The sequence below is a fragment of the Cohnella sp. genome (genome assembly GCF_041640265.1).
In the GTDB taxonomy this organism is placed as follows: domain Bacteria; phylum Bacillota; class Bacilli; order Paenibacillales; family Paenibacillaceae; genus Cohnella.
The window spans coordinates 1-14,866 of the sequence record NZ_JBEQAP010000082.1 but is presented as its reverse complement, the minus strand read 5'-3'; the positions used below and the strand labels follow the sequence as shown (position 1 = coordinate 14,866).

General features: G+C 46.7%; 18 protein-coding genes. 10 read left to right on the top strand and 8 right to left on the bottom strand.

The features are described 5' to 3' along the window. The 9 genes from ACESLK_RS28860 to ACESLK_RS28820 form a co-directional block, all read left to right on the top strand. Nucleotides 1-437, top strand: a 437-nt coding sequence (locus ACESLK_RS28860; protein ID WP_373233284.1) for a hypothetical protein, incomplete at its 5' end; no start/stop codon positions are given. A gap of 88 nt (nucleotides 438-525) precedes the next feature. After that, entirely contained in the window at nucleotides 526-1,095 is a 570-nt protein-coding gene (locus ACESLK_RS28855) for a DUF1963 domain-containing protein (RefSeq protein ID WP_373233283.1), read from the top strand. Between the two features lie 506 nt (nucleotides 1,096-1,601). Next, nucleotides 1,602-1,925: a hypothetical protein gene (locus tag ACESLK_RS28850; RefSeq protein ID WP_373233282.1), complete on the top strand. Its 324-nt coding sequence runs from the start codon at nucleotides 1,602-1,604 to the stop codon at nucleotides 1,923-1,925. Nucleotides 1,926-1,944: 19 nt separating this feature from the next. Beyond that, entirely contained in the window at nucleotides 1,945-2,562 is a 618-nt protein-coding gene (locus ACESLK_RS28845) for a hypothetical protein (RefSeq protein ID WP_373233281.1), read from the top strand. A 57-nt stretch (nucleotides 2,563-2,619) separates the two neighbouring features. Continuing rightward, a complete protein-coding gene (locus ACESLK_RS28840; protein WP_373233280.1) occupies nucleotides 2,620-3,684 on the top strand; it encodes an ankyrin repeat domain-containing protein in 1,065 nt (354 codons plus the stop codon). Then, nucleotides 3,674-4,099, top strand: a complete 426-nt coding sequence (locus tag ACESLK_RS28835; protein ID WP_373233279.1) for an NTF2 fold immunity protein — start codon at nucleotides 3,674-3,676, stop codon at nucleotides 4,097-4,099. Before ACESLK_RS28840 ends, ACESLK_RS28835 begins: the two co-directional genes overlap by 11 nt. Nucleotides 4,100-4,121: 22 nt before the next feature. After that, a complete protein-coding gene (locus ACESLK_RS28830) occupies nucleotides 4,122-4,916 on the top strand; it encodes a hypothetical protein (RefSeq protein ID WP_373233278.1) in 795 nt (264 codons plus the stop codon). 31 nt (nucleotides 4,917-4,947) lie between these two features. After that, nucleotides 4,948-5,502, top strand: coding sequence for a DUF4303 domain-containing protein (locus ACESLK_RS28825; RefSeq protein ID WP_373233277.1), 555 nt, complete (start codon nucleotides 4,948-4,950; stop codon nucleotides 5,500-5,502). Between the two features lie 155 nt (nucleotides 5,503-5,657). Further along, nucleotides 5,658-5,957 (top strand): Imm26 family immunity protein, encoded by a 300-nt coding sequence (locus tag ACESLK_RS28820; protein WP_373233276.1) that lies wholly within the window; start codon nucleotides 5,658-5,660, stop codon nucleotides 5,955-5,957. A gap of 79 nt (nucleotides 5,958-6,036) precedes the next feature. Here ACESLK_RS28820 and ACESLK_RS28815 read toward each other — a convergent pair whose 3' ends face one another. Further along, complete coding sequence (locus tag ACESLK_RS28815; protein WP_373233275.1) at nucleotides 6,037-6,459, bottom strand: DoxX family protein; 423 nt, start codon at nucleotides 6,457-6,459, stop codon at nucleotides 6,037-6,039. A 78-nt stretch (nucleotides 6,460-6,537) separates the two neighbouring features. Next, nucleotides 6,538-7,743: a stalk domain-containing protein gene (locus ACESLK_RS28810; RefSeq protein ID WP_373233274.1), complete on the bottom strand. Its 1,206-nt coding sequence runs from the start codon at nucleotides 7,741-7,743 to the stop codon at nucleotides 6,538-6,540. Between the two features lie 231 nt (nucleotides 7,744-7,974). Between ACESLK_RS28810 and ACESLK_RS28805 the strand changes: the two genes are divergently transcribed. Further along, complete coding sequence (locus tag ACESLK_RS28805; protein ID WP_373233273.1) at nucleotides 7,975-8,358, top strand: winged helix-turn-helix transcriptional regulator; 384 nt, start codon at nucleotides 7,975-7,977, stop codon at nucleotides 8,356-8,358. A 134-nt stretch (nucleotides 8,359-8,492) separates the two neighbouring features. Here the strand turns inward: ACESLK_RS28805 and ACESLK_RS28800 are convergent, their stop codons facing one another. The 6 genes from ACESLK_RS28800 to ACESLK_RS28775 all read right to left on the bottom strand — a co-directional run bounded on the left by ACESLK_RS28800 (nucleotide 8,493) and on the right by ACESLK_RS28775 (nucleotide 14,438). After that, on the bottom strand, nucleotides 8,493-9,905 hold the full coding sequence (locus tag ACESLK_RS28800; RefSeq protein ID WP_373233272.1) for an extracellular solute-binding protein: 1,413 nt from the start codon (nucleotides 9,903-9,905) through the stop codon (nucleotides 8,493-8,495). 85 nt (nucleotides 9,906-9,990) lie between these two features. After that, the gene (locus ACESLK_RS28795) at nucleotides 9,991-10,836 is read right to left on the bottom strand and encodes a carbohydrate ABC transporter permease (RefSeq protein ID WP_373233271.1); all 846 of its coding nucleotides are present in this window, start codon (nucleotides 10,834-10,836) and stop codon (nucleotides 9,991-9,993) included. A gap of 20 nt (nucleotides 10,837-10,856) precedes the next feature. Next, on the bottom strand, nucleotides 10,857-11,780 hold the full coding sequence (locus tag ACESLK_RS28790) for a carbohydrate ABC transporter permease (protein WP_373233270.1): 924 nt from the start codon (nucleotides 11,778-11,780) through the stop codon (nucleotides 10,857-10,859). A gap of 127 nt (nucleotides 11,781-11,907) precedes the next feature. Continuing rightward, on the bottom strand, nucleotides 11,908-12,927 hold the full coding sequence (locus tag ACESLK_RS28785; protein ID WP_373233269.1) for a LacI family DNA-binding transcriptional regulator: 1,020 nt from the start codon (nucleotides 12,925-12,927) through the stop codon (nucleotides 11,908-11,910). A 48-nt stretch (nucleotides 12,928-12,975) separates the two neighbouring features. Further along, nucleotides 12,976-13,974, bottom strand: coding sequence for a CehA/McbA family metallohydrolase (locus ACESLK_RS28780; protein WP_373233268.1), 999 nt, complete (start codon nucleotides 13,972-13,974; stop codon nucleotides 12,976-12,978). Continuing rightward, the gene (locus tag ACESLK_RS28775; protein WP_373233266.1) at nucleotides 13,971-14,438 is read right to left on the bottom strand and encodes a hypothetical protein; all 468 of its coding nucleotides are present in this window, start codon (nucleotides 14,436-14,438) and stop codon (nucleotides 13,971-13,973) included. Before ACESLK_RS28775 ends, ACESLK_RS28780 begins: the two co-directional genes overlap by 4 nt. Nucleotides 14,439-14,866 lie beyond the last annotated feature (428 nt).

The window sequence follows — 14,866 nt, the reverse complement described above, 5'->3', positions numbered from 1 at the left end:
ACTTCAACCGGAGCGTCAGCGATGGTAAGTGGCGGGAGTATTCATTACCATATTTAAGTAAGAGAGGTGGTCTTTCGATGGTAAAAGCAGGCGAAATACTTTCTAGAATCAGCGATGGCGGATTTTTAGAGAAGGTCTTCAATAAAGATGTTGATTGGGATGCCGAATTAGACGCAAGGGATGCTGCTAAATTCGCTGAGGAATGGATTTCCAGTTACGATAAAGTTAATGCAATTGATCCTTCTGAAGAAAAGGTAATCAGAGAAATTAGGGAGTCTGTGTTCAAGCAAACTTTCCGAATAACGCAGAGCTCCGAACTGGCAGGGTATGCGTCGGACGATTTTGAACTCATGGCCAAGGCGTTTGAGAACAAAATCGATATTGAATTTATCAATAACCTTTGGGATTTCTACTTAAAAGGACGCTTCCCCAAATAATACGACTTGTTGAGTGTAAGCCGATCCCGATTATTGTGAACTTTCATTCGGCTGCCGTTCGGTCGATGATACGAGGAGGAGTCTAATCATGATCGTTACCAAAAGAATAGTGCCGTCAACCAATCAGTCCGTCTCCAACCCGGCGATCTATTTTGGCGGCGATACTGCGAAAGTGGAACGCTGGCCGCAAAATCCGGACGGCGACGATTTGACCCTGCTTTTCAGTATAGATTGCGCAGCTTTACAAAAAGAAACAGCAAGAGAGGACCTTCCTTCGGAAGGCATAATCCATGTATTCTCAACTTACAGTAAGCAAGACTATTTTTTGGACTACATAACCTATAGTGGAGACCCGGCTGAATACGAACTCATCACTTCTGGTTATACGAGTGTCACCTATAGCGAGATTAATATGAAGGAAATCAGGAGCCCGGCGGCTAGTATGCCAAAGCTGAATATGGAGCTTGTCGATTACGCGATAACGGAAGAAGAGTTCTCTACAGCCTCCTTTATCTCGCTTTCTGTCCCTAATGGAATATTGGCTGCGGACCAAATAAGCGGTGATTACAATTTTTTTTGCCAGGTCTATTCCTCCGATTTTCCGGAGCCGTATCAAGATGCGTTGTATCTGACAGATGCGATCGGTTGCCTTTTTTAAGGAAGGTTTATTCCTCAGGCGAGGCTCCGGGTCTCTTCTTCGTACAGACGGCTTAAGTCCGGAGGTTTATTGCTTGAAAGAAGCATGAATACTACTTGTTGAGTGTTAGGAGATGTTTATGCCTATCGTATTTAGAACCTAACTTGACGGTGACGAAATTTCCGCCGCAGAGAAAAGCTTGGAAAAGTATTTCCGGGCGACTACAAGAATTTTCTCTCGTGCAGGAATGGTATATTTATAGCTGATCCTGATGTAATGACTACAGACCCGGGCATAGAGGGGGTGTATTCTGGGATAGAACTCATCTTCATGAAGGGGAACCGAACAATAACTTTGATATTGCGGAAGTTGATGGATGTGGAGATCTTTTTCTTGTGGCTGGGAGTTTTGAGGAGTTCTACGACTTAATTGTTAAGTCCCTCGAGGGCAGTCCTGACTATGAGCAAGCATGAGTATGCGGTAGTCGTTGGATACAGTTCGATCGATGAGAGGAGGGAGGGATTGATATGGTAGACCTAACGAAATATAGCGTTCCGCTGTTATATAGTAGAAGTAAAAACCTTGATTACAAGAAGAGCATTATTGAGACATCAACGTCCCTGCTGTTATTTTTAAAGCAGCAAGGAATGATAGCTGACGATCCATTAGATGAATATGGCGCTCTTAAACTTGACTTTATCGTCAAGGAGTCCGATTTAACTTCTGAAGGAATCGAGCTATTCAAGAAAGCGATTCCCGCTTGGCTGCGTAAGCTTGATAGGGGAGGCAAGCCCGACGATACCTCTTCCTTGCTGGTTGCTCTGGAAGAAATAATAAAATCGAGAAAATAAGGGGGTTTGAGCTATGTCTTTGAAGCAACAGCTTCACGAGGAATCGATTACATACATAACAACTGTATCCGTTCGCGAGAGTGATCCCAAGTTCATCAGCGCAATAAGTAATTTGGACTTTAACTTGATAACAAAAGATGAAGCAGGTTTGATAGAGGCGCTGTATTTTAAATTGAAAAATATCGCGCTTAGAAATAAAATACTTTACTGTTTAATCCGGTGCAACGAATTGGAACTTAAGGAATTTTTTCAGAAAGCTTATAAAAAGGAACGTTATTTGGACATGAAACTGCTGGCGATTCGTGGATTGGCGCATTATGCCTCGGAAGAAGAGATCGGCAAAATCATGGATCATTTCATCAAAATATTGATAAAGAGACCTGAGACTACACCTTATAACTATCAGGAATATGAATTGATAAGATCTGCCTTCGGTCTGCCTTTTCTAATCAAAACATACGGTTATCCATGCTTTGAAACAGCATTTCAACAAGTCGAGAAACAGTATCACGATATGCCGGAGGCATTCAAGGGGCATTATACCTTTGATGAAGACGGGAAGGCAGTTGAATTGAGAAGTCCAACAAAAGCGAAACAAATGATGCAACACTTTTTTGCAACACAGTACAGACATTGACTTGCCGGTGGATGTTCTCGAGGTCTTTTGTGAAATTCTTATATTGAGAGGATTTATATGGAACAATTAGAGCAGTTAATTGAAGAAGGAAACCTTAATGCTATTCGTTCATTGCTAACAGATGGACTTGATCCCAACGCAAAAGTGGGGATATACAATTCCACGTTGGAGTGTGCATTTGATTGCAGACAATATGAAGTTGCCAAATTGTTTATTGAGCATGGAGCGGAGATTAATGATAGAAATAATCCTGCAATTGTAGATGCAGCCCATGGCGATCGAGCCCTGTTTGAATACCTCATTCAAAAAGGATCGGATATTAATGCCGTTAACCGTGTGGGCCATTCTGCGTTAAGCCGTGCCCTAGCTTTCGATAATGACTCGGGAGCAATCGCTCTGGTCGAGTTGGGCATCGATATTCAAAGGCTGGGTGGAAAAGCGCTGAGAGACGCGGCTTGGAACGGAAACGAAAGGATGGTTCAGTACTTGATCGAAAGGGGGGCCGATATTCATTATTGCGAACCGGATCAGGTATTCGTTGCTGGAGACACCTCCTTGCTTGCCGCAACAAGCGGGAATCATCTGAAAATTGTAGAGTATTTGTTAGAACATGGCGCAGACATCTCCTATTGCAATAAGCTAGGCGACCGCGCTTACCATATTGCAAAAAGCAATCAGTTTACCCAGCTTGCGGATCTGCTGAAATCCCGTGAACCTGCTGAGTACCATGATTATAATCGTAAAATGGCTGAACTAACGGCCGCCGGACTGCCTTCTCCGATTCTCGATACTTTAGGTAAGGAAAATAGAAAGCTCGAGTTTAAAGGTAAGAACTGTGAGTATCTCATTTTCCGCAGCCTATACGATATAAAACAGTTTAGCTTCAAGGATTACGAAGTGTATGATCTATTACTTGAGTTGGATAATTATGGTGCTGACGGCGTCATCACATGGTGCCCGAGCAAGCAACTATTCATTAGTATAGATTTGGAACATGATACGGTCACACTTTTGAACGATCTGACTTGGGACGCTTTCGTACAAGATCCGGGAACTTTTCTTGACCGAATTCTAGAAGGAGATTACGAGCCTGAGGAATTGGAGATTGAAGATGAAAATTAACGCTGAGAAGGGCATGGAGATGTTCTTGCTGTTTATGCAAAAGATGAATCGTTGGGAAACTGAGTACTACAACTTGCTTAGTCCTGTCTTGGAGGCAGGGGAGGAAACCAATGATATTGACGAAAAGTATAAAAATCGGCTTCGTAATATTCTTGATGAATTTGTGGCGGATGATCCAAAAAACAAACAAAGATTGATTTCTATGAATTGCTCCCAGCCTCCGGCGTATGACCCTGAGATGGATGCTGTAATGGTTGAGTCAGCAGGGCGCAGTCGTATGGTAATTAGTCAGCAGCAGAGAACGGGCTTAAAAAGCACATACAGATTTACCCTGGTAAATACCGAGCACGGTATTCGGATTGCGAAGAAAGAAAGGCTGAACTACAAAGGTAGATGGGAGAGAGCGGGAATTTAAGTATGATCAAGGAAGTGATGGATTGGATAAAAAAGCGCAAAAAATATTGCTGAACACCTTCTGGGCTTCAGGCGGTTGGAAGGACGGACCGTATGTCTTTGCCGGGGAGAATTTCAACTATGCCAAAAGCAAAGGGCTGATGTTCGATCCCATTACGATTAACCATGATGAGATCGTCAAGCGGCTGCATGAATTGCATCAAACGATTACCAAAGAACGGGTAGCCGCTGCGTTCCTGCATAGTCTTTCGACGAAAAAAGTCTATTTGCGGAGCGTCCTTTCAAGCTGGGCTTTGACTTCCGGATTGACTTCTCATACATACGGACAGCGGAGCTCGGTACGGACTAATACCAGCAGCTGCGGAGATTGCAATTTCCATCGGTTAGTGTCGGAGCGGGATTACATCAATCAAGATTTGAATGTGCTGAACTTTGAGCGGGTCAAATGGGGAGGCGTCCGCTTGAACGATCTTCTTTACTGCTGGCTAGATCTCGAATTATTCAGTAAAGAAGAAGCTTTCGAGTGTACCGCCGAGGATGTTGCCATACTCTCCGGAATGCTCGAAGCCATTCAGAACTGTGCGGACAATAAAAGCGCCCGGATGCTGGAGAAGCGTTGGAAGGGTGTAATTCCTTCAAGCAAGCAAGAGCGGGACATGATGATGGAAGTATGGGGATATGCCGGATTGCTGGCGCAGCGTGATACCCCACGCAAGCATAGAGGCGTAGGGCATGATTTTAACTCCGTGGCGGAATGGCAAGGGGATGACGGCTATTCTAAGAAAACGCTGGAATTTTATTTCGGAGCGTTTTTGTAGGGAAAATAGGTAAATCCGTTGAGGTGATAAAATGGAATGGAAAGAAGTAACAACAAAAATATATGAGTCGACAAAGAGAGCGTTTGGGGACCTTATGCATTCCCGTGCAGATGAACAGTTCTACGCATATGCCTTGTATACAGACAGCAGCGCGATGACGGTAGTGCCAGCCGCTAATTCTGTGCAAGGTTTGGAACGGAGATTTACAGAAGAGGAAGACAAAAGTGCTGCTTCCTTGGCGTACTACAAGTGGGCCACTTCGGAGTGGTTTTATGAGGCGTGGCAGGACGACGAATTTTCTCACATATCCGACGAACTCAGAGACTATCTGTTCAGCAGCAATTTTTCTGATCAGAATGACGAGGATCAGTATAGAAAACGTGTACTTCAATCGATGATCGAGGCGCTGAAGAAGCTTGATGATGAAGGTTTCTTCGGGGAGGGTGAGGCAAGGGAAAAGCTCGTCCTGTTTATAACGTTGACGGATGACGACTCTGCTGAAGCTGTAGAAAACGAATCGGCCCAAATCCTGAATTCCGCTTCTGCATATGAAAAGTTTGTTGGCCGCTATGAGAATGCCGGATAAGCGTTGCTGAGATCCAATAAGAACTCGGTCAGAAGAGGGGGATGTTCATGTTTCTTTTAGAGATTCGACAGGAAGGCTGAAGGCGAGTGGCGGATTATTGGACATCAGGACAGAGGGGGATATATGAACTCTCGTAGTAAAGGTGGTTGATAGCAATGACCTCGATCAAAATTCAAGGCTGGGAGAAAAAACCGCGGACAACTCTTCGGGGGATCAAGGTTGGTGATATTTTCATGCTGTCGCTCGGCGACTTAACATTTGCTGCGGGACGGATATTGTCCAAAACGAGCATTGGCCATGGCGCAGAGTTTTTTGATCTGCTTCTGACCAGGCCAGAGTTTTCTGCGGCAGATATAGAGTCTTCCCGAAGGGCATGTCCTCCAGTAATCATAGACTCCTATTGGGTCTTTGACCGCAAGCTTGATTACGATAGTTTACAAGTGCTAATATGCTGAAGCTTCGTGAGAAAAGGCGGGAGTACGTGACCCCGATGAATATTGATGTATAACAAGGATACCAAAGATTCTAGAAATCTCAAACGCTTCTCGTATTGTCCGATTTGCTACGGAATATCCTATTGTCGATGGAATACAAGGTTTTACCTGTTAGCGCCAAGCAAATGGAAATGAACAAGAGCGCCACATCGAGCTCATACCCGGCCATTTGTCCATTCCCCAGAAAACCGAGAGAAAACTTTACCTTTACTATCGCTCCTAACATGATGAGTGAGAATAAGACGGAGACGATACGTGTTCCGAGTCCGAGAATGATAGCAAGTCCGCCTGCCAATTCGATAATCGCAACAACATATGCCGCAAAACCTGGCAATCCGATGCTTTGAAACCACCCGGCAATATTGGATATACCTCCTTGAAATTTATCAAACCCATGGATAAAAAACGTGAAACCCAAAACCAATCTGAGCAACAGTAAACCAACATCGATCTGTTTATTCATTGTATATCAAACTCTCCCTTTTAAGATATTAAACAGACATTTGTTCCTCGAACGAGACGGCCTTGTAGACGATCGACATTAAAATTTCCCGTTCGTATTTTTCCATTGATCCTTCGGCGGAATCGTCTCGATGACATCCCAGTGCTCGACGAGCTTACCGTTATTCACCCGAAACAGATCATAGATGGCATTAGGGATACCGTTAAATGTCCCTTCGCTTACGACCAGTACGAAATCGCCTTCGCCGATGACCATATGGATCTCATAGAAACTTTCCTCGATGCCTTGTTCGGCCATTCCCTCAAACGCCTTCATCACGGTCGACAAACCATCCCCGAACATCGGGTTATGTTGGGTATAGGTTTCTCCGTCGATATAATTGGGCATCGCCGCAATATTGCCGCCCTTAAATACATCTTCCGCAAATTTCCGAACGAAAGCCTTATTTTCTTCCGTTTTATCCAAATCCGTAATCTCCGTCGTTCCGTCTATCATCGAATGCCCACTCGGATTCGGCTCGGCGAGCGGCTGCACGTTATCCCAGTGCTCTACGATTTTCCCGTTCTCGAACCGGTAGATATCGAATACGGCGGATTTCGAACCGAACAGGTTCACAAGCGAATGAACGGCTACGTAGTCTCCGTCTTCAATAACCCGCGCGACATCATAGGTCACGCCCGCTCCTTTCAACTGCCCGATTGCTCCGACCAAAGTCTCTCTTCCGTCTGCAAAAGCAAGATTGTGCTGAATGTATTTGTCGGGGCTGATCCATTTTAATGCTGCGGCAGGGTCGCCGGTCTCAAGGCCTTTCAATACCTCTACCACTTTATCTTTATTGCTTGTTTCAATGGACACAGCATTAGAAGATGCATTCCATGTTACCCGTTTGCCAAGAGTTTGCCCGAAAAAATCCGCGGGCACATAGGTTTTTCCGTTCGAATTGAATGGGGAAACGGACAACTGCACGGCCTTGCCGTCGATATTTGCCTCCGTGCTGCCTATGCGAATATAAATTTTTGTATCGCCTTTTTGCAGCGTGGCGCTTCGTTCAGACGAGTTCCAGAGAATATTTGATACTCCGAGTTCCTTCGCAACGGCTCTGAGGGGGAGAAACACTTGTTTGTTTTTCAAGATCGGGGCATCCGCGTAAGTATCTACCGATCCGTCAATGACGATTTTAATCCTATCGTTCATCTTAGTATCTGCTGCTGCTGCATTCACGGGAATCGAAGCGGACACCGACAAAAAACCGGCAAGAAGTATAGATGCGATTTGTTTCTTCATAAGTTTTACCTCCCCAAAATTATATTTGCGACCTAGTTGTAAACGAGTTAGTTACATCGAGGTGTTAAAAAAAGCGGTCCGCGTATACCGATTATTCCGGACTGCCTTTTTTTGGGTTCACTCCTTCCTTCTTGTTTGATACAATAGTAGAATATTAGATACTCTTGGTTTGGACAAGTACTATTAATATTGATAGGTAGTATCAAAAACCATAGTATTGGGGCGGTACAAGTGGCCAAGTACGGTGAGGAGTTTATGAAGTGTCCGGTATTTACGGCGCAAAGTCTGATCGGAGGAAAGTGGAAGGTTTATATTTTGTGGCAACTGCATGACGGAGCAAAACGGTTCAGCGAAATTCATCGGGCGCTCCCCCACGTCACCCAATCGATGATTACGAACACACTCCGCGATCTGGAGAAAGACGGTTTGATCCATCGCGAGGTGTACCGTGAAGTTCCGCCAAGGGTGGAGTATTCCCTTACTCCGATTGCCTGGAAGTTGATTTCCCCCTTGGAGCAGCTCGTCCTATGGGGCATCGAATATATGAACCATATGGGCACGATGGAAGAGGAGGCGGCGAAACCGGATTCCGACCCAATCTCAACTACGTCATAGCACCCGCTTTATTTTGAAAAAATATTCGGTAGACAGATAATTCGTAGGGCTTCTGTTCAGGCGACTTCAAATCCGCAGCTAGAAGCTGCCGGGATTTTTCCCGGCAGCCTCTTCGTTATCTTAGTGATTTCCCCTTATTGAGACAAAATCCACTCGGTCGAATCCTTTTGAGCTTTGTCCAAAGCTTCCTTCGCGGTAACTTGATTAAGCAATGCTTTCTCTACGTTCTCGGACAAGATATATCTTGGTTGGCCGGAGCGGTAAGGGTAACGCGGCGTCCATAGTTGGCTCATTTGTTGCAGAATAACGCTCATTTGCGGGATAGCTTTCACTTCATCCCAATTTGCGGCGGATTTGATGACGGGCATGCTTTGGTTACGTTGCGATTCCCACATGTACTTTTGGAAGAAATCGCTGCCGCTGAATTTCAACCATTCCCAAGCGAGATCTTTGTTTTTGCTCGTTTTACCGATTGCAAAAGGGCTGCCCGCGAACATACCGCCCATACCTTGGGCAGGGTTCTTAAAGAGAAGAGCGGCTTGGAAGCGATCTTGAGTACCGGATACGGCGATATCATTGATGAATCCCGGCGGCATGCGCAGGGCAATCGCGATATTGTTTTTGGCCGTCAGGAAGTTCTCCGAGCCTTGTCCGGCAAGGACGCCCGTCGGCGCATATTTCGTTGCTTCAACTAACCAGTTCAGAGAATCTACCATGGTTGGGCTATTGAAATCGACCTTCATATCTTTCCAAAGAAATCCTGTTCCCCACTGACTGCCTTTGAATTCGTTGATGTTCATAACGGAATCCGCAGCATCGCCGGCTTTGTACGTAATCCCGTAGTTTTGTTCGCCTGTCTTCGGGTTTTTGCCCGTCATCTTTTGGGCTTTGTCCATGACTTCTTCAGGAGTAGGAGATTCCGATAAGTAATCGACTCCCCACTCGTCGAACAATTGCTTGTCATACACGATAAGGCGGGCATCGCCGATGAATGGCAAGCCGTAGATTTCCGTCTTCTGATCGTTAGGTCCCATTGCCTTCCAACCGTCGATTTGTCCCGTTAAATATTGATCGAGATCGAATTGGTCACGATCAATGTAGGGTTGAAGCGGTTCAAGCAGATCTTGTTCGGCGAACTTCGCGATGCCTGGCACTTGATAAACGTCGGCTGCGTTGGATTGCAGCATGGTTTGGGTTTTTTCGTTATAGTCGTCCCAGCCCATCGTGATGAATTCGACTTTAGTTCCCGGATATTGCTTTTCGAATTCTTCTTTGATGACGTGAATTCCCTTCGAAGCGACTCCCGTTTTAGGATCGGTTTTATCCTCGACCGAGAAATCTCCGATGAATTGAACCTTCAACGTTCCCGTGAGATTGGCATTCGGACTGGCGCCGGAAGAAGCATCCGCCGACGGGGAAGAAGCGCTCGGTTCCGATGATGCGTTGCTGCTGCTATTTTTGCTGTCATTGCTTCCGCATGCGCTGAGCAGGATGGCCAAAATGGTCGTAATCGTAATGATAAAAGAAATGGATTTCATTCTTTTCATGTGAGAAGCCTCCCGATAAGATGAATTTTGTTTTTGGTAATCCGATCTGGTATTTTCTCTCTCCCACTCCGATATCCCCTTGGCGTCACTCTCCTTTCAAGCCGCTTAGCGCGACGCTTCGGATAATGTATTTTTGGAAAAACAAGAATACAAGAAGGATAGGGAGAATGCTCATTGTCGCAGTCGCCATTGTCAATCCGAGAAGACGCTGGCCGTCTTCGCCCGAGAAGCTGGACAAGAATAAGGGTACGGTTTTCAAAGCTTGATCGTGAATGACCACGAGCGGCCATATGAAGGAGTTCCAGCTGTCTTGGAAGGCTAGGATCGCCAAAGTAGCCGTAATGGGACCCGTTAACGGGACGAAAATCCGGATGAAGACGGTGAATTCGCTGGCGCCGTCGATTTTGGCCGATTCTCTTAATCCTTCCGGCAACCGATCAAAGTATTGCTTTGCCAGCAAAATACCTAGAGCGTTTAAGATAGAAGGGAGGATAAGCGGCGACTTCGAGTTGATCATGCCGAAGCTGTTGAACATCGTGAACATCGGAATCAATCGTGTTTCGAACGGAATCATCATGGTCGCCAGCACGATGAAAAACAATATTTTCTTACCGGGGAAACTGCCTCTTGAGAAGGCGTAACCGGCTAATAGCGCAGCTCCGACGCTAAGCAGAACGCTGAAGACGGCGACGGTCAATGAGTTGAGATAGGCTGTGACCAGCATGCCGTTCTCGAAAACGAGCTTATAATTAAACCAAGAGAAGTTCTCCGGAATTATGCGTGGAGGAAACGGCAGCTCTACATTGGCCAGTCTTTCAAGGCTGACGCTCAACATCCATAGGAATGGATAAATCATCATAATCCCTAGAGCAAGGAGAAATAGGGTAACCGCATAATCGACGGCTTTGCGCTTTAATCTGAAGTTGATCATAGATCCCGGCTGTCTCCTTCTCAAATTTTCATTTTGGATAGTTTCGTATTCAAGAAAGTGATGAAAAGGATAAACACGAAGAGGACATAGGATGCAGCTGACGCTAGCCCATATTCATGTCCGCCGAAGCCCCTTTCGAATACAAAGCCCACAATCGTATGCAAGGATCTCGCCGGGCTCCCTTGAAGACCGCCCAGCATGTAGGCATCCGAGAAACGCTGCAAACCGCCGATCCATCCTACGATGAAGAGAACGCCCAAGCTTCCTGTCATGTTAGGTATCGTAATGTACCGCCACTGTTGAAACCGGGTGGCCCCGTCCACGGAGGCCGCTTCGTAGTAGTCCGTTGAAATGCTCTGCAAGTTAGCGAGATTAATAATGATGACGAAGCCCAGCCAGTTCCAGACAGACAAGAGGATAACGCCCCACTTAGCCGTAATCGGATGAGCAAGCCAAATGGTCGTGGAAAAGCCTAGTTTGCTTAAAGCGAAGTTCAGCAATCCTTCCGGGTGCAAGACGGCAAGAAATACGGTTGCTGCGGCAACCATAGATGTAACGTTCGGCAGGTAGAACATCACTTTAAAGAAGTTCTTTCCCTTCGAGAGCGAGTTAATGAGGCAGGCGATGATGAACCCTACTGGCAACGCAATCAAAAGCTGGAATACGGTGATGTACAAAGTGTTATATACGGCATGATAGAACGTCTCGGATGTGAGAACGCGAGAGTAGTTGTCGAAGCCTACGAATCTCTCGCTCGAGCCGCGAGTCATGCTGAGACGGAACGATTCGATCATGGGATACAGCATGAACAAGGCTATCCCCAACCCGGTAGGAAGAAGAAACAGGTACCAGAACAGATAAGATTCTCTTGCGGATCTGAACCGGTTAAAGGATTTCAGCATTTCAGTCGGACGGATGCGCTCCTGTCCTTTCCTCCCTTTCAATTGGTATCGATACCAATTTGTTGTGACAACGGGTTATCGTAACTTAAATATAAGAAACGTTTGTTAATCTGGTATTTCGTTTGTGTCATTGCATAATGAAGTCTAAGGTCATTTAAGGTTAAAATGGTTAATTCTCTAACCTGCGACAACTGCTTCCTTCATGCAGCTGATGCTGCAAGAACATTTTCTTGAATTTGCTAGCGTCAATCGTGTCGTTTGCGGATTCAATAAGCTCAAGCAAGAGTTCGACGGTGGCCTTGCCGATCTGCTCGATCGGTTGCTGGATCGTTGTCAGAGTAGGTCTGATACTATCGGCGATTTGGCTTCCGTCGAAGCCGATGATCGAGACATCTCCGGGAACCGAGAGCCCACGGTCATGCAGGCAATTGATCGCACCGACGGCCATTTCATCGCTCGCCGCGAAGACCGCTTGAACCGGACCTCCTTCATCCAAAAGCTCGTTCATTAATCGGTAGCCGGTGTTGATTTTATAGTCTCCGTACTTAATCATGGAAGGGTCCACTTCGATTCCATAGTGCTGACAAGCGGCCAAGAAGCCTTCGAGCCGATGCTTTCCTGCGCTGATATCTCGCAGGTCACCGGCAATCACAGCAATGCGGCGATGTCCGTTGTGGATCAGATAGGATGCAGCGTCATAGGCCCCTTGATAATCGTCAATGAGCACGGCGGTGAGCGGAATGCCCAGGTCGGCTTGAGTCACCACAGGAACGTCCGTTCGTTCTAAAAATTTCCGAATGTCCTCGTTCATTTTTCCGTGCATCAGGATAATGCCGTCTACACGCATCTCGTGGTAGATGTTCAAATACTTCACGACTTTATCCGTATCCTCGACAATGTTGGAGATGAGCAGGTTATACCCTTGTTTACCCGCCGTATCTTCAATACTGCTTAGAATGCTTGCCTGAAAGTTAGAGGTAATGTCGGGTATGATAACCCCAAGCAAATTCGTTTTATTACGTTTGAGACTCTTGGCGATAAGACTTGGGGAGTAATTCAGCTCTTCGATCGCGCGTCGCACTTTTTTCTCCAGCTTCTCGCTGATGTGTTCGCCGCCGTTAATCACTCGCGACACGCTTGTCACGGAAACGCCGGCAGCTCGTGCTACATCTTTGATTTTGGCGCTCAATAGTGTCGCTCCTCACTGTCTGTTCTTGGTGCGAGCTTGAACGTTAAGTCAGCGACTCGCGAAATAAATCGGATTCGTAAAGGCCAGCGTCGTTAATACCCCATCCTGCAAGCCATACAATCTGGCCCGTACCCACAGCAGATTGTCCGTGTCAATCGTTTCGCTGAATTGGAAGCTTCCCTCCGCTAAAGAACCCCGTGCGAGCTCGCGTAGATTCGATTCAATGATCACGGAGTGCGCCTCCGCAGCGCTCCATTGCCGTTCGGGAATGCCGGATTGCTGAAACGAAACGTTAAACGTTAAAGCTCTCTCGCGCTCTTCGCTAGTTCGCTCGACGACTTCTCCAATGCCGTATTCGCGTTGATCCAACTGGATCTTGAAGAGCAGCAAAGGTCCCATGCTGATGCACAATCTGCCGCGGCTTATCGCGTCGACGACGCTGCGGGCTGCTAGCGGTTCAGAATCTTCTATGCCCAAATAGGTATAGGCGGCCAAGCTCTTGTCGTTGTCGGAACGATGCCAATCCCGTCCGGCCGTAGCCGCTATTCGAAAACCCCGGTTCAATAAATCCGTCCACAGCCTGAATGCCGGCGCGTTGTGGTTCCGCAGAGAAGGCAGCGTCTCATGCCAAACCTCGATATAGTCGATCTGATTCCAATCGGTCATTTCGTATTCCCAGTGACATCCCGTGCAGATGGGGCTTCCCATGCTGTAGGGGTGAGCAATTCCCACGACTCCCCCCTGTTGATGAACTCGTTCTATTCCTCTGCCGATATCGGCAGGGCCCAGATCACGCCATTCGCAATATGGCGCTCCGAGCGTCAACATATGTCCGTAGAACGTCGTCCATTCCATTCCGGGAATAACGGCCACTCCGGTCTCTCGGGTTACCTCGTCCGCATCGATCAATCCCGAAACCGTGTTGTGATCGGTGAGCGCGATGCCGCTTAATCCGAGTTCCTTTGCTTTACTGCACATTTCCAGCAACGTATGCGTACCATCGCTATGCGGCGTATGCGTGTGAAGCTCGAAGGGGTGCCATTTCATAGGGGCTGCTCTCCTTCCGCAACTCGCAATAGGTAATCGCAGTCGGGGGTAATGACACAATGGACGCTTACGGTTATGCGCCAGATGCCTTCGCGGATAGCCCCCGGAATAAACCCGGGCGATGACGACGATGGGCCAAGGAGATGGCTTTGCTTCTCCGGGTGGCGATGGGCCGATCCTCGAAACCCGCTCGGGTCGTCCACCGAGATCGTCAATAAGTTCTGCAGAGGCATGAACTGTTCCCATTTCTCCCTATAAGCGGCTTGCAGGGAGGGTTGTACGTATTGCTCGATGGATTGCTCAATTAACCGGCGGGACTCGCTCTTGTCCTCTAACCGCTTCGGTGCATATTGAAAATCGATCCGGAGCGCTGGAAGCGGAGCGGGAATATGAAATTGAAAAGTAATGTGGGTTTTAGAGCTCGAGGGATGCAGCTTGCCTTCCACCGCTAATAATTCGCTCACTGGAGTCAACTCCTATTTGTATGTGTATTTGAATTGGTATCGATACCAAAAATGTCTGTTAGGGTCTGCGAAACTCTGTATTACCCCTAAATTTAACAGTTGATTGTAAATTTTGATCTTTCACTGCGTTAAATTTGTATGATAACTTTATGTCTTCCGTGATGGTCTCTCCAGATCTGGTTCTCTTTTGGTAAAAAGAGTTTTAAGATAACAAAAAAGACGAGAAGATGAGAGGTTAAAGCTAAATCAGTCTTTATCCGCTAATTTAATCATCGACGAATTTGAAAGAAATGAACCCTATGTCAGTAGCGTTGCATAAACACTGACATGACAAAGAGTCTGAATTGTCAGAAATTAAGCCTCTCCGGCCATGGGCTAAAAACTCATGGGGCCGCTAATCAGGCAGTCTTTGTCCATTTGGTATATAT